Source organism: Photobacterium sanguinicancri (assembly GCF_024346675.1).
Classification (GTDB): domain Bacteria; phylum Pseudomonadota; class Gammaproteobacteria; order Enterobacterales; family Vibrionaceae; genus Photobacterium; species Photobacterium sanguinicancri.
The window spans coordinates 1,799,245-1,817,587 of record NZ_AP024851.1; the positions used below are offsets into that span (position 1 = coordinate 1,799,245).

An 18,343-nucleotide genomic window follows, 5' to 3' on the forward strand; every position below is an offset into this window, starting at 1 on the left:
GATGAAAAAATTATTACTTGTAGCAACCATTGCATCACTATCAACAACGGCAACAGCATCGATTGAAACCAAGGATTGGTATGAATTCGCGTCACCAGAAGCGAAAAAATTTGTTCAGGAAGCCATAGTGTTAGATTTCTTTGCCTCACCAAGTGCCGTTGGCTTTACGGAAGATTCCGAGGTTGCCAAGTATATAGATCTTGCTCATGAACGTGGTATCACAGGTGCTTCTGTCACTATTGCCGCTCCTCATACTCCGAATATGCTGTCTTTTAAATCGGAACATGCCAAATGGAAAAAAGCGTTATCTTCGGCGAAAACACCTATTCGTTATGTGAAAAATGCTAAAGACTTCCAGCTAGCAGATAAAAACGGAGAGTATGCGGTAATGTGGGCCAGCCAGACAACGATGCCGCTAGAAGGCGATGCTTCAAACGTTGCGGTAATGGCTGAGTATGGCATTAAGACGATGCAGCTTACTTACAATGAAACTGAGCTGACGGGTTCAGGTGTTATCTCTATGATAAATGGTGATAAATCGGGTTTAACTCACTTTGGTAAAGAAGTGATTGATGAAATGGTTAAGCATGGCATAACTGTCGATCTATCCCACACATCTCATTACACAACCAAAGGCATTACTGATTATATGCAGAAGCACCATAAAGGTGTGCCTGTCATCTATTCTCATTCGCCGATTGCATCGACTTATCGTTGTGAACCACACGAGACGTTATCTGAAACCAAGCAGCGTATGGCTGAGAAAAAACTACAAAAGGACCATCCTGATTACCGCTTGTCAGCATGTTATCGATTAATTTCTGATGAGCAGGCTAAAACCGTTGCAGACATGGGAGGCGTTATTGCCGTTACTGCAACTGAGTGGATGATGGATGGTGTTTGGCCTGAAGATATTTCACCTCTGCAATTTGCCGAGATGATTGATGGTGCCGTAAAAGTCGTGGGTATTGACCACGTAGGTATTGCAACAGATGACATGATGACGACAGCGAAGGTGGTTCCTTTTACGATCGCAAATGCAGACAAGTATGCAGATAACGGCTACATGGTTGAAGCGTTTAAGAAAGGGTCGACAGGCTGTGCTGAGCTGTCAAAACACATTGCTGGCGTTGTGGATGCTTTATGGGAAATGGGTTACTCCGATGACGATTTAGCGAAGTTATTTAGTGAAAACTTAATTCGAGTTTACGAGCAAACTTGGATTCCAAGTGCATAAGTTAAATTAATCTAGCGAACCGTAATTTACGCCTTGTTCTGCTTGATGAGCGATGAATTTTTTCAATCGTGTATTTTTGACCATTGCAGCGGCGTGACATTTTCAGATTTTTTGAAAGCGCGGATGAACTGGGACGGTTCTGCATACCCCAAGTGTGCAGATATCTCGGAGATCGAGACATTCCTTTGTTTCATCACGCGTTTGGCAAACGCGATGTTCAAGGACTCTTTGATCTGCCTAAAGCTAGTCCCATCTTGGGCTAAATGGCGTTGAATGGTTCGTGTTGGGATTTTGATGATGTCACTGAAATCTTCTAAGCGTAAATCTTGGCGACCAATATAGCTTTCGAGTGCACATGACGCTTGTATGGAGAACGGTTGTACTTGCTTTTCCCAATGTAAATCGAGTGTCGTTGAGTGCTGTTTTACTGTTGATGGGTAAAAAAGCGCGATGCTCGTCTGTCCCATAAATTGAGGAGTATCGGTCGAGATGCTGAGCTTATCTAACCCTGATTTATCTTGTGATACTAAATGATATTTAGACGGCTTTTTGATGTCAGAGCGTTGCTGAATCAAATAGCTATGTGCGACAGCGATTGCATAAAGCTCCCCAACAAAATTGAATGGTTCAACATCTTCCAATGTAAAGGCTAATGAAAATTCAGAGAGGTGTTTACTTAACGTTGAATGTTTGGAAGAAACCCGCTCTATAGGTAATAAGTCAGTAAGACGAGCGAGTGAATTAACCTTGTTATTCTGTTTCGAATTATGGGCTATTTGTTTTGAATAGCTTGTGGCACCACGTTGAATAAAAGCGATGAATGCTTGATGCGGTAATTGTTCGAATGCGGCTTGTAATAATTGAGAAAACGCACGATAAGGAATGAACTGGGCTGATGTCGAGTCCAAATAAATCGGTAATTTCGAGTAATGCACTATAGGCCAGATGTCTTTGATATAGGGTTTTAGCGCTTCAATTTGTGTAATCGCAGCAGCTTTATGAATTAGTGGAATGCTTTTACTCATTAAACGCCTCATTTTCTGGGATGAATCCTTTTGCTTTGATCACTTTCTTAGGGGTTAGCAAAGGCATGTTCCACTGCAATATCGGTCTCAGAAATAATAAGAATGTAAAGGGATAAGTGGCTAGATTTAACTAGAGGGATTATGTCCCGTATAAAAGTAACGTCCTTTTATTTAATGCGTTGATACTAAAGGTTTTGTTAGAAAAATAGCCGTTATATTTTCTAGTTTGTCACCTACTTTCAGCAAGCTAACTGGACGATTTTCAAGATGAATCGCAGCCATAATCATCTTAGCTTAACCACTTTCGGAATGCCTTATGAATGTAAATAAATATCCTCAGATATTGCTCCCATTTTTACCTGTTCAAACATGCGGTAAAGCCTCTCTTTTGAGCGTTAGCATTGTTGGGGTTAGCATTGTTGGGGTTAGCATTGTAATGGCGATGTATCCATCGGCAACGTTAGCGGGTGCAAACTTTGGTAGCCCGAATACTGTCGATAATACTCTGGCGGAGAATACTAGAGAAAAAAGGAGCTGGCGCGAAAACTTAGCTGAGCAGCATAATCTTACCTTTGGCCTAGATTATCAGGCGCTTGGACTCAGTGCGTCGGATCCGGTAGCTGGGGGAAAAGGCGAGGCATCTTCGGGTGTCGCCCGTTTTTATGGTTCATGGAACCTCGTTGGATTAGGAACGGAGAATATCGGAGGAATAGTGTGGAAGGTTGAGCATCGCCATGGTTATGGTGATATGACACCGAAAGAATTTGCTTTCCAAGGTAACTTTACTGGGGCAGGTAACGGAATTGGTTATGGTGGCATGATTGGCCCTGCGTATAGTGATCAAGGTGCTCGCTTAACTAATTTGTACTGGAAACAGAAGCTTAATGATGGCAATACCTCGTTTATTGTGGGTTATTTAGATACCACGGATTATGTGGATGTGTATGCTTTAGCAAGCCCGTGGAATGGTTTTACTAATCTTGCATTCAGTACAGGTGCGGGGGCAATAGGCTTACCTGATGACGGTATTCTTGGGTTGGCTGTAGGCCATATGATAACAGACAACGTTTACACCATAGTGGGTGTAGCTGACGGTAAAGGTAAGTCTGATGCACCTCAAGATGGCTTTGACACCTTGTTTAATGATCACAAGCTTTTTAGCACATTCGAATTGGGTTGGACTGCCTCAAAAGAGCAGATTTATACGGATAATATCCACGTGACTTTTTGGCATTTAGATGGAGGGACTCAGCATAGTTTAGTGAATGGCGGTAGTGGGCAGGGCGTTAACTTTTCTGCCAGTTTTATGGTTACACCCCAGATAATGCCGTTCCTGCGTGGTGGCTTCTCGAAGGGGGATGTTGCGCTCTACGATAGCTCTATCACTGCGGGTGTTGGGTATTTTGGCCTTGGCGGCGAGAAAAACGATCTTGGGTTTGCTTTTAACTGGAGCGAAGTGAATGAAGACTTTTCTTCTGTGATGAAAGGCATCAACTCGGTCTCGGATCCTAGCCAGTCTCAGCTGACGAGTGAGCTTTATTACAAAATGCTACTCGGCGATTTTGTCGAATTAACCCCTAATCTTCAATACATCAACGACCCCGCTTTTTCTAATGAAAGCAGCACCTGGGTCGCTGGTATTAGAGCCCGTCTCATCATTTAGCGTCCACTTTATTTACATCTAGTGTCATCGGTAGGGTTGAGGGCCTGAGGTGCTGTGAGCCTGAAAACCAGCTCTGTCGTGAATGGCGACAAAGGTCATTAAAAAACCCTGTCCGTTATGGTTATTCCCTGCATTCTTTAGTGATATATCTCACACTAACTTAATCCAGATTAAGGTTTTTCCTTGTTTTTAGCGTCAGTATGGCGGCTATTCATCGCACTCGGTATTAGCACTCGCCATTAGAAGTGAGCATTACTGGAGGATAGATGATTCCCTACACACGATTTGAGAGGACTGGACTTGAGCATTTTGTTTTCACAAGGCCGTATTGGCAACATGACCCTGAAGAACCGCTTTGTACGCAGCGCAACATGGGAAAATATGGCAACAGAAGATGGTCACATGACGGATAAGCTGTACGCCATCTACGAAGAACTTGCGCAAGGAGAAGTCGGTTTAATCGTGACTGGCTACGCGAACATTGTTGAAGAAGAAAAGCCCAACGCCGGCATGATGGGCATGTATAACGATTCTTTCATCGATGAATACAAAAAGCTGACTGAGCTAGTACACACCAACGACTCTAAAATCGTGATGCAATTGGCGTACGGCGGCACAAAAACGACCTATAACGTCGGTGAGCGAGTTATTTTTTCCCCAAGTGATGTGCCTGAAATGGGGACGAAAACCCAGGGTAAAGCCATGACCAAAGACGAGATTGATTATATCGTTGAGGCATTTGCTCAGGCCAGCCGTCGCGCACAAGAATCAGGTTTTGATGGGGTAGAAATTCATGCCGCACACACCTATCTGATCAACCAGTTCTTAAGCCCTTATTACAACCGTCGTGAAGACCAATACGGCGGTAGCCTAGAGAACCGTATGCGTTTTCTGGTCGAGATCTACACGGCGATCCGCAAACTGGTGGGGGATGATTTTCCTATTTTAGTAAAACTAACGGCAACCGAATTTTTTGAAGGTGGTTTAACCTTCGATGAAACCCGCATTATCTGTAAGCAGCTAGAAGCGATTGGTGTGGATGCGATCATCATCTCGGGCAATATTCACGGTAAAGCCAATGACATGATCGGCCAGCAGTTTGATGGTTATACCCTGCAAGAAGAAGGCTATTTCCACCAATATGGCGACGTGATCAGTAAAGATGTTAGCGTGCCTGTGATTACTGTGGGTGGCTTAAGCGATATCGATGCGATTGAAGCCATTGCAGAGAACACCAATATTCAGTATTTCGCATTATCACGCCCATTACTGGCAGAACCGCATTTGATCAAACGTTGGCAAAGCGGTGATAAAGTCGAAGTTGATTGCGAACGCTGCTCTAAGTGTCGTACCCGTCGCGGCAACTTCTGCGTGGTATACAAAAGACGTAAAAAAGTAGCGTAAAGATCGCAAGCCTAGATTTTTTGCGGTTAGCGTGAATAAAGAAAGGTGCCAATGGCACCTTTTTTATTGGTTCGTCATATCAGGCTTCAGCGAATGTTTTGTCTTTGGTTGTTGCTTGTTGAATCGCCTATTTTTCGATGTCACTCGAATAACGTATTTTTAAAGCAGTTTCTGATGAAAGGGAATTTTATGATGTCTGCTTGTTAATAGTTTTGTATGGGCAATGGAATGGCGATTACAGTATTAAATAGTAATGAAAGGCATAAGTTAGAGCGGTTGTGTAACACGCGATCAAATTGGACCGATGGCGGTCACTGGATGGGGCCAGGAAGCGCTCCCGATTGCTATAAATCGCAAATATCACGAAACCGTTTATCAAAAGTTCTTACTTTTGATTCAGATGAAGCGGCATTTAAGTGGAATGCGGAATGTAACAAACAAATACGTATTATTAGCCATGCCGGAACTATTGGGTTAAACATAGCGATTGCATTTATTCCACTTGGCGCTATTTCCAAGATATCGAGCGAACTGGCAAAATTATGGGTGTCTGTTGCCGTGGGGACAACAACAAGTATTGCTTACGGTGAGCTAATGGCTCAAATACCATACCCTGAGGTCGCTAAAGGGTGGAAAGTACAAATTGATTTTGACCATGAAATGCATTGGAAACCAGTGAAGTCAGGTCGTAACAGCTTTAAGCAAAAGTTGACGATAACATCTTATGATTTAGATGGAAAAGCACGGTATCAAGCATCAACGGTGAGCGAGTTCCGTCTTGACGATCTTCCTAAAGGGTTGGCTGAAAAGCTAGTTAGTATGCCGAACCGTAAAGTAACCAAGAGTTATGAGTGAGATGTTATGGAGCCGAGTAAGCAGCAATTAAGTTGGAAATGGCCATTGGCCTATGGCATAGGTATGCCTGCGGGGGCGTATTTCGGTCAATTATTTTGGCGTGTGTTTCGAGATAGGCCTTTAGACGAGTTAACAACACTCCCTGTCATCGGGCTTTATATCGCTAGTGGGATAGCAATTGTATTGCTCAAGCGACTGACATCGTAACGATTGTGTGAAAGTCTATAGCCACTTATCTTTTCTTTAGTCTTTTCGCTAGATTAAAGCGAGGCTGATGTTTATTGATAAGAAAAGTTTCATACGTTCTTGCCGCTGTTTTTACAGCGGCTTTTTGTTTCTGGCAAAAGCATGTGTGAAAGCAGAGGCGAGCGGAGTCATCTATTGCTTTACTCTATCCTTATACTTCCAGTAATATCGAATTATCATCTAGAAATGAACTCCAAAGGAAGAGACTATGCTCGCTGAATGGCTGCGCCACAAAGATCAGCTTCGCTACTATGTGTTGAAAAAAATTGATGATCCAGATGCCGCTGAAGACATATTGCAAGATGTTTACATTAAGGCGAGTGCCAATCTTAGCCAGCTCAAATCTCAAGATAGCCTCAAAAGCTGGCTATATCGTATTACGCATAATGTGATGATGGATTTTTATCGTACGCGTCAGCCGTATGATGAGCTTCCCGACGATATTGCGGTGGAAGAGCTGACATCAGAAGATGAAAATCTACAAAAGATGGCGCAGTGTTTAAGGCCGATGTTTGATTGTCTGCCAGAAAAGTATCGTGTGCCTATGCTGTTGTCTGAATTGGATGGGCTTTCTCAGCAAGAGATTGCAGATCAGCTTGGTTTATCGCTGTCAGGCGCAAAGAGTCGCGTGCAAAGAGGGCGAGTGAAATTCAAAGAATTATTGATGAGATATTGCGATATCGAGCTGGGCCGCGAGGGGATCATTGATTATAAGCCCAAGGCACAGTGCCAACATTTAGAGGTGCAGTGAATACCAGCCAAAGCGAATACCGTTCATGCGACTTAAATTGAATTAAAAAATTAAAATTTTGCGTCTATTTTCTTCCAGCCCCGTCTTATTGGTATCAAACGAATAAAGGCTGGAGAAAACTATGTTCCATAAAGAACCTACTAACAAAGCAATTCACGATAAGTTTATTAAACGTGATAGCCAGATGCTCAATCAGATCTATGGCACCAATGATGTGGTGCCATATTGGATTGCAGATATGGATTTCCCTATTGCTTCTCCTATCACTCAGGCTATGCAAACCTTGGTGCACCGAGAAACGTATTCTTACGAATTTGATTCTGAAACCGTCTTTAAATCGGTTGCCAATTGGAATAAGCGTCGTCATGGATTAGAGCTCAATCCCGCTCACTTTGTGCAAGTACCTGGGGTACTGAGTGCGATTGCATTATTAATTCGCGAGTTTTCTGAAGTGGGTGATAGCGTTCTGATCCAAACGCCAGTCTATCACCAGTTCCGTCGGTTGATTGAATCGTCAGGCAGAAAAGCGGCTAACAACCCCCTCAAAATTGAAGGCGATCACTACCGCATTGATTTTGATGATTTCGAGCGTCAGCTAAAAGAGGGCAAGGTCAAAATTGTTTTGCTGTGTAATCCACATAACCCAGTTGGCCGAGTATGGAAGAAAGACGAACTCGAACAGCTGGTCGCGATAGCGAAGCAATACCAAACCTTAATTATTAGCGATGAAGTGCATGGCGATATTGTGTTTGAAGGTTCGATATTTACGAGCATTACCGAATTTGATTACGACAACATTATCTCAATCATTGGTTCACCTGCGAAAAACTTTGGCTTAAACAGTATTGCGAATGGCTATATCTACAGTGATAACGCAGCGTTGAAAGACAAGATTAAAGCGGCATCGAGCTCTATGGCGCTCGACCACGGTAATGCCTTCACGACTTACGCCACGATTGCGGCTTATCAGCATGGTGAAGATTGGTTTAACGCGTTTTTGAGCTACACCCAAACAACACGTAATTGGATTATTGATTACCTTCAGACTCATTTGCCAAGCATTAAAGGTTTTGTGCCTGAGGGGACTAATCAGATTTGGTTAGATTTCAGTGCGCTTGGTTTGGAATCGGCAGAACTGAAGGCGTTATTATGCCAGAAGTCTAAGATGGCCCTGACACCTGGGACTTGGTTTAGTGAACCTGACGAAAACTATTATCGAATGAATTTCGCGGCACCTCTAGAGCAAATACAAGCGTCATTTGAGTTGCTACATGCAGAAGTTAATAAGTTATCGAATCAATAAGAGACGAGCTTATTACATAGCTTGGATTCAAATAGTAAGAGCGCCACACTATGAAAGATCAAAAGAAAGCAAAAAGTGAATGGTCGTTGATCATTAGACTTCTACTGGGTATTGCCTTTGGTACTGTGCTGGGGTTATTCGCCAGTGAACAAGTGATGTCTATCATCGTTTCGGTGAAGTATGTTCTGGGGCAGTTTATCTTTTTTACTGTGCCTTTGGTGATCATTGCGTTTATTGCCCCTGCAATTACTAAGCTGAAAAATAACGCCAATAAGATGCTGGGGGCAGGTATAGGCATAACGTACTTATCTGCGGTCGGTGCTGCTACTTTTGCTTATTTAGTCGGGTTAGTGATTATTCCTTACCTGTCGGTGCCAAGTGAGATAGAGAGTTTGCATGCTTTGCCTGAAGCGGGTTTTCAGCTCTCTATTCCACCTGTGATGTCGATAATGTCGGCCTTGGTCGTGGCTATTTTACTGGGGGTCACCACGCTTAAGACCAAAGCAAAATCCTTTGAAAAAGCACTGTATGAGTTTGAAGCCATGATGATGATGGTGATCAAATCGGCGGTGATCCCTATGTTGCCGCTATTTATTGCGACGACGTTTGCAGGGTTAGCGTACGAAGGGGCATTAACGCAGCAGCTTCCTGTCTTTTTGAAAGTTGTGATACTAGCTTTGATTGGACATGTCGTATGGCTGGCTGTGCTTTATGGGATCGCTGGGGTGATTTCGGGTAAGAACCCATGGCAAGTTATCAAACATTATGGCCCTGCATATATAACGGCGGTCGGTACTATGTCGAGTGCTGCCACATTGCCTATTGCGTTAAGCAGTGCTCGTAAATCAGAGGTGTTGAGTAAAGAAACGGTTGATTTCATGGTACCGCTAGGGAGCACAATTCATCTGGCTGGTTCTGTGCTGACCGAAACCTTATTCGTGATGGTAATTTCTTTAATGCTGTACGGATCCATTCCGTCGGCTGGCACCATGGCGCTATTTGTATTGCTGTTTGGTATTTTTGCGATTGGTGCCCCTGGCGTACCTGGAGGCACTGTAATGGCATCGATGGGCATAGTGGTTGGCGTATTAGGTTTTGACCCAGCTGGAGTCGCCTTGCTAATAGCGATTTTTGCTCTGCAAGATAGCTTTGGTACTGCGTGTAATGTAACTGGCGATGGCGCTTTAACTTTAATGCTGGAAGGCTTGTTTAATAAAAATGGCGAGTTGAATTTAGCCCCGATAGTGCAAGCGAGTTAATAGCATATTTCGGTTAACCAATAGATCCATCATCATAATAAATAGCACGCAATATGCGATTTGGCTGGTGCGTGCAGTTATAGAATAGAGAAAGTGGAATAGAGAAAATGGCACAAAATATAACTAAAGGTATTCAAGCGTTAACAGAAGAAGCGCGTCTTATTGTTGCAGATATGTCGATTGAAGATGCAAAGCGTTTTTACAACCATGACGACTATGTGTTTGTTGATGTGAGAGAAGCGGAAGAGCGAGCCAAGCTAGGTGTGATTCCTGGCGCATTTACTTGCCCAAGAGGTATGTTGGAGTTTCTGATTGATCCTCAATGTCCTGTACACAATAAAATATTCAACCAAGACAAAACGTATGTATTCTATTGCGCTCATGGTCTTCGTTCTTTATATGCGGCGAAACAAGCACATGAAATGGGTTTAGCATCGGTACTCAATATGGCGGGTGGCTTTGCAGCGTGGAAAGACAACGCAGGCAGTATTGAAGTTGTCACAATATAACCTTCTTGAGATTTACTCTGCCTAAGGCCTGAATTTAGCCCAGTATTTTTACTGGGCTTCTTTTATTTTGATTTAAAATAATAAAAAGATCCGAGTTATTTCGTCTTTTTCCAGATCACTTCGTCTTATAGGTATAAACAAAATGAATTGACTGATTTTGGAGTGCCCAATGATTAAACTGATTAGCTTTAAGAACTGCCCATTTGTACAGCGTGTTATGGGCTCTCTAATAATGGAAAATATTCCATTTGAAATTGAGTATATTGAACTCAGTAATAAGCCTCAGTGGTTCTTGGATATTGCGCCAAACGGCCAAGTACCAGTACTCATTACCGAGGATGAAACGGTATTGTTTGAATCTGATGCGATTGTGGAATACCTCGATGACAAATACACGCCGATAGAAGCATTAACACCAGAGCAAAAAGCGCAGGATCGCGCGTGGTCGTATCAAGCCAGCAAACACTACATGCCACAGTGCGCTACCATGGGCAGTAAAGACCAAGAGACTTTTGAAAGCCGTTTAACCAACTTAGTGAAAGCATTTGCAAAAGCAGAAAATAAACTCGGTGAGAGTCAGTTTTTCAAAGGGAATTATATTTCGAATGTAGATATCGCTTGGCTACCGCTATTGCACCGTGCATCTGTGATTAAAAATAAATCGGGTGTGGATATGCTTGAGGGCTTTCCTAAAGTCCAACAATGGCAGGCCGCTTTGATAGCTTCGGGTTTACCCGAAAAAACCGTTCCCCAAGATTTTGTCACCACTTTCAGCAATTTTTACCTAACAAACACCTATCTTGCTGATGTGATGAATGGTGAGGATGATAGGTGTGAGTTATCAAGCTGTTCTGCTGTATCGAGCGCTTGCTGTCAGTAATCGCGTTAAGATAAATGCTTTAGGCTGGAGCTTGAATAAGGTTACGTACTTTATGTTTACCAAGTCTACTAATTGGTTTGGTTTAAGGTGCGTAACCTAGGTTATTGTTGGCCTTATATGCTAATTGACCAAAACCATCACCGCGATGAAGTGAACCACAAAGCCAACGAGCATTGGCACGCTGGTTCTTTTGACGACCTCAAAGGTTGATAACTTAGCGCCACCCGCAGAAACAATCACACATGCCGCGACAGGCGAAGCTGCCCTTGCGAGTGCAGAGGCTTGCTGCATAGGTAGCATCATTGCCACTGGATTAGCGCCCATGGAGTGAGCGACAGTCGGAACAATATCGACAAACGATAAGAAAGCCGCATTACCAGAACCCATCACCAAGGCAGCTAAACCAACCACAACAGCGAACACCAATGTTAGCATTAAGGTTGGCATACCTGCGCCTTGCGCCGATTCAATCAGATGATTAATGGCACCAGTCGATTGAATGCCGTAAGCAAAGACTCCAGCTGCCACTAACAAGAACACCACGCCTGTTAATGCGTTGCCGCACCCTTTCATGAATGCCCCAAAGCAATCTAAACTCTCTTTGAGCGAGCGTGTTTTTATGCCTTCAAAGACCAACGAGATAAACACAGAGATCAGCACGATAGTCACGACATCTAAGTGGATAGTACTGATCACCAGTTTGCTAAACATGATCGCGGCAATGATAGGTAGCATAGGCAAAATTGCGTAAATGTTAGGCGCTGGATCAGGATCAGACGCAGTCGCGGCTTCAAGATCGGCATCAATCACATAGCCATCTTTCTTATCTTGGTGTGATTGCCACATTACATGGGCGACACCCACGGCCACAATTGCTACGGCACTGGTTGGCGCTTGGTAAGACAGGTAATCCATCAAACCCATTCCAACAGATTCACTGGCTTTAATCGCATCAACCCCTAATGGCGTTAAGGTTAAGCCTAGCGTAGAGGCAATAACCCCTGATGCCGATGCGCGTGATATCCCAAGACCAGTCAGAATCGGGTACAAGGTCACCATGAGTAACACGGCTAATGCGGTGGCACTTGGAATGGCTAACTGTAACGATGCACCTATGATGTAGCCGAAGAACAACAGAATATTTTTGTTTTTTACGATAGATAATGGCTTCACCGCCAGCCTAACAATAACGGCATCGGCTTTTATCCGTGTCATTAACTCGGCAAACCCCATGAGCACCATGATCGTTAAACCCAGACCGCCAGCACGATAACCGAGCATGTAACTAATAAACTTAAACGGATCAAATGCTGCCAGGTTGGTAGAGGCTACCTTAGCAGGGAGTACATCTCCCCAACCAAAGAGGCCTGTGCAAGCCATCAGAATAATACCGGCCATAAATAAGATGGCTTCGGTTTTGTAGCCTGTCAGGATCAACCGAGCGGCAGCAATGATAACCAGTAGAACAACGAGTATTTGGATCATTGGTCGTCACCTTGTGCTATTCGAGTAATGATGGTTTGCACAACATTGGAAGCTGCGATCAACGAAGGCAGTGGGAGATACTCATTGATCGAGTGGAAGTTATGAGCGCCAGTAAAGATGTTCGGACATGGGATCCCATTGGCTGAGAATACCGCACCGTCGTAGCCGCCACGCATTGGGATCACCTTCATTTTGATCCCGTTACTTGCATACGCTTGCTCGGCAAGCTGAACCGCTTGTTGGCCAAGGTCGTTTTCAAGGTAATTCGAAACGTTCTCGTAGCGGTCAGCAATTTTGTAGCTCAGTGACTGCTCACCGTAGAGGTTTAAAAATGACTGACACGCGTTCTCGACGAAGGTTTTACGCTGGCTGTAACCTTCTTTGGTGAAGTCTCGAATATCAATGTTTAGTACCGTTTGGGCTGAGTTCCCTTCGAGTTTTTTCATCCAGTAGTAACCCTCTCGTCCTTCGGTATTTTCTGGGGTTTCAAGACGAGGGAAAAGACTGATGAAATCGTGTGCCATTAGAAGCGAGTTCTTTAAGTTACCTTTGGAGTTCATTGGGTGTGCGCTTTGGCCATGGAAGGTGATCACCGCGCCGCCTGCATTCCAGTTTTCTTTTACGAACTCACCAATGCCACAACAATCGAGCGTATAGCCAAAATCAGCGAAATCTGGGGTGTTGAATGCTGTCGCGCCAAGCAAACCTTGCTCTTCATCTGGCACAAAGGCGACTTTGACTTCACCATGTTGAATCGTGGTATCTGTCGTGAGTACGTGTAACGTATGCATGATGGCGGCAATGGCTGCTTTATCATCGGCACCCAGTAGGCTGGTGCCATCGGTGACAAAGATATCCTGATCTAGGTAGTCATTAAGATCTGGGTTGTCTTTTAGTGTAAGTACAGCGCCGTTACCCAGTGCAATGTCGCCACCTTGGTAATGAATTAAAGCAGCATGGGTGTCGCCCGTGTGCTCGCTGGAGGTATCAAGATGTCCAAAGAAAGCCACGGTTGGGTAGTTACCAGCGCAGTTTGCGGGTAGGGTGGCTGTCACAATCCCGTTGTCACGCTGCTCGATATCGACAAGCCCCTTCATGGCTTGGAGCTCGCTAACAATGCGTTTACCTAACTCGATTTGCCCCGGAGAAGAAGGCATGATCCCTGCTGCGCCCGCTTTTTGATTTGTGGTTGTGTTTATTGTTGTGTAGCCAAGAAAGCGTTGTTTAATATCCATAATACATCTCGATTTATGTGGCAAAAATCCAATATATCCATACATAAAGTAAGATTATTAATGTGTGTTATTCATGCTTATTTACATATGAATGAATAAAAATAATACAGGCCTGCAAAGTGTGATTCGAGCCGCATAAAAGCGCTAGGCAATTGTTATGATTCCAATTTTGGGTAATTAGTTCTTACTGACGATCTTGTTGGTACTAACGAGTCACAGCAGTATTTAACTTGTGATCGCCACATATTAAAAGCTGATGGTTAATAAGCCTGCAATAAAAAGTTCAGACCATAAAAAGCCCAGCGAATAAGCTGGGCTTAAAGAAAATAGTGTCGAACTAGGTGTTAGTGATGCAACTGCTGATCAACTGCAACAGCTAGTGCGACGGTCGCACCCACCATAGGGTTATTGCCCATGCCGATGAATCCCATCATAGCTACGTGGGCTGGTACGGATGAACTCCCTGCGAATTGAGCGTCGGCGTGCATGCGGCCCATGGTATCGGTTAGGCCGTAAGAAGCAGGGCCTGCTGCGACATTATCGGGGTGTAAAGTACGGCCTGTACCACCGCCTGATGCGACAGAGAAATACGGTTTTTGCTGGGCATTGCGTTCTGATTTGTAGATCCCCGCCACTGGGTGTTGGAAACGGGTTGGGTTAGTCGAGTTACCCGTAATGCTGACATCCACTTGTTCACGGTGCATGATCGCCACCCCTTCGCGTACATCATCGGCCCCATAGCAAAGAATGTCACCGCGTAATTCGTTCGAGAAACGACGGCGGCTCACTTCGATTAATTCACCCGTATCGTAATTAAATTCGGTACGCACATAGGTAAAGCCATTAATGCGTGAGATCAGGTAAGCGGCATCTTTACCTAAACCGTTTAGGATCACTTTCAGTGGTGATTGACGGGCGCGGTTAGCGTTCATTGCAATTTTGATTGCCCCTTCCGCCGCCGCGAAAGATTCATGACCTGCTAAGAAGGCAAAGCATTGAGTGTCTTCATTCAATAAACGCGCCGCAAGAGCGCCATGGCCTAAACCGACTTTTCTCTGTGCAGCCACGCTGCCTGATTTACAAAAGGCTTGTAGCCCTTCGCCAATGGCAGTGGCGGCAGCTTCTGCGGTTAATACTTGGCGGTGTAGTGCAAGTGCAGTACCGAGGGTATAAGCATCACAGGCATTATCAAAAGCGATAGGCTGGGTGTCTAATACAATATCTTGTGGCGCAATTCCAAATGACAGGCAGTATTGTTTTGCCTCTTCTAACGACGACATGTTCATTTCTTGTAGGTATTGGTTAACTTGTGAATTCATGATGCTGCCCTCGTTATGCGTTGCGCGGATTGATAGTGGTAACAGCTTCGCTAAAGCGACCATAAACACCTGTTGCATCGGACATGGCCTCTTCGGCTGACATGCCTTTTTCAACACTTGCCATCATTTTTCCGAGGTTGAGGTATTGGTAACCAATCACTTCGTTGTTGTCATCGAGTGCCAGTTTCGTTACGTAGCCTTCGGCGAGTTCCATATAACGCACCCCTTTAGCGGATGTGGCGTAACTGGTACCGACTTGGCTGCGTTGGGTTTTACCTAAATCTTCCAGTGCTGCGCCAATTTCTAAGCCGTCTTCAGAGAATGCAGATTGGCTGCGGCCATAAACAAGTTGTAAGAAGATTTCGCGCATGGCGACATTGATAGCATCGCAGACTAGGTCGGTATTGAGCGCTTCAAGCAGGGTTTTACCCGTCAGGATTTCTGCCGCCATTGAAGCAGAGTGGGTCATGCCCGAACAGCCAATGGTCTCGATGAGTGCTTCTTCGATGATGCCCTTTTTGATATTAAGGGTGAGCTTAGCCGCGCCTTGCTGTGGTGCGCATGTGCCCACGCCATGGCTTAAACCAGAGATGGCAATAACATCGGTTGGACGGATCATTCGGCCTTCAACAGGGATAGGCGCAGAGGGGTGTAAATCGCCACGTTGAACGGGGCACATAGATTGAATTTCAGAAGAGTATTGCATGGCGTTTTCCTTAAAATGTCAGGAAAACAAGTGGGGTTGGCATGTCATATCCCTACAGAAAAATACTACCAATTTGAACAAGCCGCTGATCGAATGCTGACGACAAAAGCAATATAAAATCGAGTCAAAACAATTGTCATTAGTGGTGCTAATAACAATAATTTTTATTAAGCGATAAGTGCTTTCATCCGTTACAAGGATCACGTGTTTGTTCAGATTGATATGAGCCACATCCGTCGCTCACCAACAGTTACACCTGTTTTCTTTTCTGTAGGAGTCATCAGCCACATGGCGGTTGTTACCAGCCCCGTCGTAACGGTATTGGTATGGTAGGTGGAACCCCATCACCTTTGTTAAACATGCTACTGCTTAAGTATGTTGCGCTGCAATCAACTTTTTAGACGCGTTTTCTCTATAAAACGGTTTCTTTAGTATGAAATTAGCATAAAAGCGTGATGAGCATCACAAGGGGGCGCTTTCATTGGGCGGCATATTAGTCGGGCATTGGTTGCTATCACTTTGTCACGGTATTGATATAAAAACGGCTGCCAATGGCAGCCGTTTGGTTCTATATGTAGGGTTACGCTAGGTTCAAGCTGTAATTATTTAGCTTTCAGCTGATGCTGGTTTGTTATCTAGTGCTTGTTCCACTTTTTCGTCGACGGCTTTCACTAATAGTAGGCCGACGGTGAGTACGATCGAACCACATAAGACGAAGATCATTCTGCCCCAGAGTGGGTTAGGCAGTAAGAACATCGCCATGATAGCGACACCTGCGACAGCAATCAGTGATCCCAGCATGCGGCGTTGTTTATTATCTAGTTTCTTCTGTTCAGTCGACTCAGCCACTAATGGCGTTGCTAGGTTGTTGAAGAATTTATCGACATCCTTCTGACGGTGTTCTGCTAAAGGCTTGTAGAACAGTGTCGACATTAAGAAGAAACCAGCGGTGAAGATAAGGTGACCTATCAAACCAATGGCCACTTTAAGATCTGACCATTCACGGCCTGTTAGCGGCTCTAGGTTGAACCAGTGTTGTACCATGTCTGCGGTGATCACGAATCCGACGAAGTAAGACACCACGCCACCCATTACAAGCGTACCCCAGCCAGCCCAGTCTGGTGTCTTCTTAATGAAGAAGCCACAGAATGCAGGAATTGTCATAGGGAAGCCGATTAGCGCACCCACGTACATCATGGTGTCGAACAGGCTGAGGCCTTTGAGTGAGTTAATGAACAAGGCAACCAAAATAATGGCGATACCGAAGAAGGTAGATGTCAGTTTAGAGACCACAACCAGTTCTTTTTCAGTCGCGTTCGGGCGAAGAATAGGTTCGTAGAAGTTCTTAACAAAGATACCTGAGTTACGGTTTAGACCAGAGTCCATTGAAGACATAGTTGCTGCAAACATGGCGGCAATTAGTAGACCAACCATACCTGCTGGCATGTATTCTTGTACGAAGTATAAGTAAGCAAAGTCAGCGGCTTTCGATGCTGCTTCAGGGTAGTGCGCAGCTAGGTCAACACCCTGGCCTGCGATGTACCAAGAAGGCATAAACCAAATAACAGGACCTAATGTCATTAATACACAAGCAAGCAGTGCGGCTTTTTTTGCGTTCTTAGAATCTTTAGCGGCAAGGTAACGGTATGAATTCAGCATGTTATTGGTGATGCTGAATTGCTTGAAGAAGATGAAGAATGCCCAGATACCAAAGATGCTCAAGTAGTTTAGGTTATTACCTGAAACAAACGAAGCGCCTTCATCAACGGGGAAGTTGTTGACGATTTCTGTAACACCACCACCTTGAATAACCGCAACCACCGCACAAGTTACTGTTACTGCCATGATGATGACCATTTGCATGAAGTCAGAGGCGATAACGGCCCAAGAGCCACCTGTTACCGACATTACCAAGACCACTAAGCCGGTTAGGATAATTGTCGTGGTCATATCAAAACCAAAGATACCAGATGCGATGATTGCTAAACCATTTAGCCAAATACCTGCCGAAATAACACTGTTCGGCATGCCAGACCAAGTGAAGACTTGCTCATTTGCTTTACCAAAACGCATACGAATAGCTTCAATCACTGTGACTACGCGTAGCTGGCGGAACTTAGGTGCAAAGTACAGATAGTTCATGAGGTAGCCAAAGGCATTGGCTAGAAAAAGAATGGCAACGGCGAAACCATCTGTGTATGCCTTACCGGCTGCGCCAGTGAAGGTCCATGCACTGAATTGTGTCATAAATGCCGTTGCCCCAACCATCCACCATAGCATGCTACCGCCCCCACGGAAGTAGTCGCTGGTCGTGCTGGTAAAAGTTCTAAACATCCATCCTATTGCGATAAGAAATAGAAAATAGATGCCTACAATAATTGTATTGAGTTCCATCTGTAGACCTTTTGATAGTTATTAAATGACTTGGGCTAATACTATCTAGGTTATTTTCTATTTGTAGTATTA

General features: G+C 44.5%; 16 protein-coding genes and 1 riboswitch. Of the genes, 10 read left to right on the forward strand and 6 right to left on the reverse strand.

Annotated features, from left to right (window positions below; genetic code table 11):
• The first annotated feature begins 1 nt into the window (after nucleotide 1).
• Complete coding sequence (locus OCU87_RS24800) at nucleotides 2–1,237, forward strand: dipeptidase (protein WP_261858865.1); 1,236 nt, start codon at nucleotides 2–4, stop codon at nucleotides 1,235–1,237.
• A 62-nt stretch (nucleotides 1,238–1,299) separates the two neighbouring features.
• On the opposite strand, the gene OCU87_RS24805 is transcribed toward OCU87_RS24800, so the two are convergent.
• Nucleotides 1,300–2,262 (reverse strand): helix-turn-helix domain-containing protein, encoded by a 963-nt coding sequence (locus tag OCU87_RS24805; RefSeq protein ID WP_261858866.1) that lies wholly within the window; start codon nucleotides 2,260–2,262, stop codon nucleotides 1,300–1,302.
• 436 nt (nucleotides 2,263–2,698) lie between these two features.
• Between OCU87_RS24805 and OCU87_RS24810 the strand changes: the two genes are divergently transcribed.
• The 9 genes from OCU87_RS24810 (at nucleotide 2,699) to OCU87_RS24850 (ending at nucleotide 11,132) form a co-directional block, all read left to right on the forward strand.
• Nucleotides 2,699–3,925, forward strand: a complete 1,227-nt coding sequence (locus OCU87_RS24810; RefSeq protein ID WP_390961515.1) for a carbohydrate porin — start codon at nucleotides 2,699–2,701, stop codon at nucleotides 3,923–3,925.
• Nucleotides 3,926–4,225: 300 nt separating this feature from the next.
• Nucleotides 4,226–5,329 carry an NADH:flavin oxidoreductase gene (locus tag OCU87_RS24815; protein ID WP_062691987.1) on the forward strand — a complete coding sequence of 368 codons (1,104 nt, stop codon included), beginning with the start codon at nucleotides 4,226–4,228 and terminating at the stop codon, nucleotides 5,327–5,329.
• Nucleotides 5,330–5,557: 228 nt separating this feature from the next.
• Nucleotides 5,558–6,184, forward strand: coding sequence for a hypothetical protein (locus OCU87_RS24820; protein ID WP_261858867.1), 627 nt, complete (start codon nucleotides 5,558–5,560; stop codon nucleotides 6,182–6,184).
• A gap of 6 nt (nucleotides 6,185–6,190) precedes the next feature.
• Nucleotides 6,191–6,391 (forward strand): hypothetical protein, encoded by a 201-nt coding sequence (locus OCU87_RS24825; protein WP_062691985.1) that lies wholly within the window; start codon nucleotides 6,191–6,193, stop codon nucleotides 6,389–6,391.
• A 247-nt stretch (nucleotides 6,392–6,638) separates the two neighbouring features.
• Nucleotides 6,639–7,181 (forward strand): RNA polymerase sigma factor SigZ, encoded by a 543-nt coding sequence (gene sigZ, locus OCU87_RS24830; protein WP_261858868.1) that lies wholly within the window; start codon nucleotides 6,639–6,641, stop codon nucleotides 7,179–7,181.
• A gap of 121 nt (nucleotides 7,182–7,302) precedes the next feature.
• Nucleotides 7,303–8,484, forward strand: coding sequence for a MalY/PatB family protein (locus OCU87_RS24835; RefSeq protein WP_261858869.1), 1,182 nt, complete (start codon nucleotides 7,303–7,305; stop codon nucleotides 8,482–8,484).
• A 50-nt stretch (nucleotides 8,485–8,534) separates the two neighbouring features.
• Complete coding sequence (locus tag OCU87_RS24840) at nucleotides 8,535–9,743, forward strand: dicarboxylate/amino acid:cation symporter (protein WP_261858870.1); 1,209 nt, start codon at nucleotides 8,535–8,537, stop codon at nucleotides 9,741–9,743.
• Nucleotides 9,744–9,850: 107 nt separating this feature from the next.
• Entirely contained in the window at nucleotides 9,851–10,252 is a 402-nt protein-coding gene (locus OCU87_RS24845; protein ID WP_261858871.1) for a rhodanese-like domain-containing protein, read from the forward strand.
• A gap of 169 nt (nucleotides 10,253–10,421) precedes the next feature.
• Complete coding sequence (locus OCU87_RS24850) at nucleotides 10,422–11,132, forward strand: glutathione S-transferase family protein (RefSeq protein ID WP_261858872.1); 711 nt, start codon at nucleotides 10,422–10,424, stop codon at nucleotides 11,130–11,132.
• Between the two features lie 120 nt (nucleotides 11,133–11,252).
• Here OCU87_RS24850 and dcuC read toward each other — a convergent pair whose 3' ends face one another.
• The 5 genes from dcuC to OCU87_RS24875 form a co-directional block, all read right to left on the reverse strand.
• Nucleotides 11,253–12,617: a C4-dicarboxylate transporter DcuC gene (gene dcuC / locus OCU87_RS24855; RefSeq protein WP_261858873.1), complete on the reverse strand. Its 1,365-nt coding sequence runs from the start codon at nucleotides 12,615–12,617 to the stop codon at nucleotides 11,253–11,255.
• Nucleotides 12,614–13,852 carry a peptidase T gene (gene pepT / locus OCU87_RS24860; protein ID WP_261858874.1) on the reverse strand — a complete coding sequence of 413 codons (1,239 nt, stop codon included), beginning with the start codon at nucleotides 13,850–13,852 and terminating at the stop codon, nucleotides 12,614–12,616. The genes dcuC and pepT overlap by 4 nt, the downstream gene beginning before the upstream one ends.
• A 344-nt stretch (nucleotides 13,853–14,196) precedes the next feature.
• The gene (locus OCU87_RS24865; RefSeq protein WP_261858875.1) at nucleotides 14,197–15,171 is read right to left on the reverse strand and encodes a GGGtGRT protein; all 975 of its coding nucleotides are present in this window, start codon (nucleotides 15,169–15,171) and stop codon (nucleotides 14,197–14,199) included.
• Between the two features lie 13 nt (nucleotides 15,172–15,184).
• Nucleotides 15,185–15,877, reverse strand: a complete 693-nt coding sequence (locus tag OCU87_RS24870) for an iron-sulfur cluster assembly scaffold protein (protein ID WP_261858876.1) — start codon at nucleotides 15,875–15,877, stop codon at nucleotides 15,185–15,187.
• A 264-nt stretch (nucleotides 15,878–16,141) separates the two neighbouring features.
• A riboswitch (Fluoride riboswitch) is annotated at nucleotides 16,142–16,235 on the reverse strand.
• A gap of 248 nt (nucleotides 16,236–16,483) precedes the next feature.
• Nucleotides 16,484–18,271, reverse strand: a complete 1,788-nt coding sequence (locus tag OCU87_RS24875) for a sodium:solute symporter family transporter (protein WP_261858877.1) — start codon at nucleotides 18,269–18,271, stop codon at nucleotides 16,484–16,486.
• Nucleotides 18,272–18,343: the final 72 nt, after the last annotated feature.

What these genes read in the sequence shown, in the direction of transcription:
- OCU87_RS24875 (WP_261858877.1), bottom strand. Translation starts at nt 18,271, where the DNA reads ATGGAACTCAATACAATTATTGTAGGCATCTATTTTCTATTTCTTATC.
- OCU87_RS24845 (WP_261858871.1), top strand. Translation starts at nt 9,851, where the DNA reads ATGGCACAAAATATAACTAAAGGTATTCAAGCGTTAACAGAAGAAGCG.
- pepT (WP_261858874.1), bottom strand. Translation starts at nt 13,852, where the DNA reads ATGGATATTAAACAACGCTTTCTTGGCTACACAACAATAAACACAACC.
- OCU87_RS24850 (WP_261858872.1), top strand. Translation starts at nt 10,422, where the DNA reads ATGATTAAACTGATTAGCTTTAAGAACTGCCCATTTGTACAGCGTGTT.
- OCU87_RS24805 (WP_261858866.1), bottom strand. Translation starts at nt 2,262, where the DNA reads ATGAGTAAAAGCATTCCACTAATTCATAAAGCTGCTGCGATTACACAA.
- OCU87_RS24820 (WP_261858867.1), top strand. Translation starts at nt 5,558, where the DNA reads ATGGCGATTACAGTATTAAATAGTAATGAAAGGCATAAGTTAGAGCGG.
- OCU87_RS24825 (WP_062691985.1), top strand. Translation starts at nt 6,191, where the DNA reads ATGGAGCCGAGTAAGCAGCAATTAAGTTGGAAATGGCCATTGGCCTAT.
- OCU87_RS24835 (WP_261858869.1), top strand. Translation starts at nt 7,303, where the DNA reads ATGTTCCATAAAGAACCTACTAACAAAGCAATTCACGATAAGTTTATT.
- OCU87_RS24810 (WP_390961515.1), top strand. Translation starts at nt 2,699, where the DNA reads ATGGCGATGTATCCATCGGCAACGTTAGCGGGTGCAAACTTTGGTAGC.
- OCU87_RS24870 (WP_261858876.1), bottom strand. Translation starts at nt 15,877, where the DNA reads ATGCAATACTCTTCTGAAATTCAATCTATGTGCCCCGTTCAACGTGGC.
- sigZ (WP_261858868.1), top strand. Translation starts at nt 6,639, where the DNA reads ATGCTCGCTGAATGGCTGCGCCACAAAGATCAGCTTCGCTACTATGTG.
- OCU87_RS24865 (WP_261858875.1), bottom strand. Translation starts at nt 15,171, where the DNA reads ATGAATTCACAAGTTAACCAATACCTACAAGAAATGAACATGTCGTCG.
- OCU87_RS24840 (WP_261858870.1), top strand. Translation starts at nt 8,535, where the DNA reads ATGAAAGATCAAAAGAAAGCAAAAAGTGAATGGTCGTTGATCATTAGA.
- OCU87_RS24800 (WP_261858865.1), top strand. Translation starts at nt 2, where the DNA reads ATGAAAAAATTATTACTTGTAGCAACCATTGCATCACTATCAACAACG.
- dcuC (WP_261858873.1), bottom strand. Translation starts at nt 12,617, where the DNA reads ATGATCCAAATACTCGTTGTTCTACTGGTTATCATTGCTGCCGCTCGG.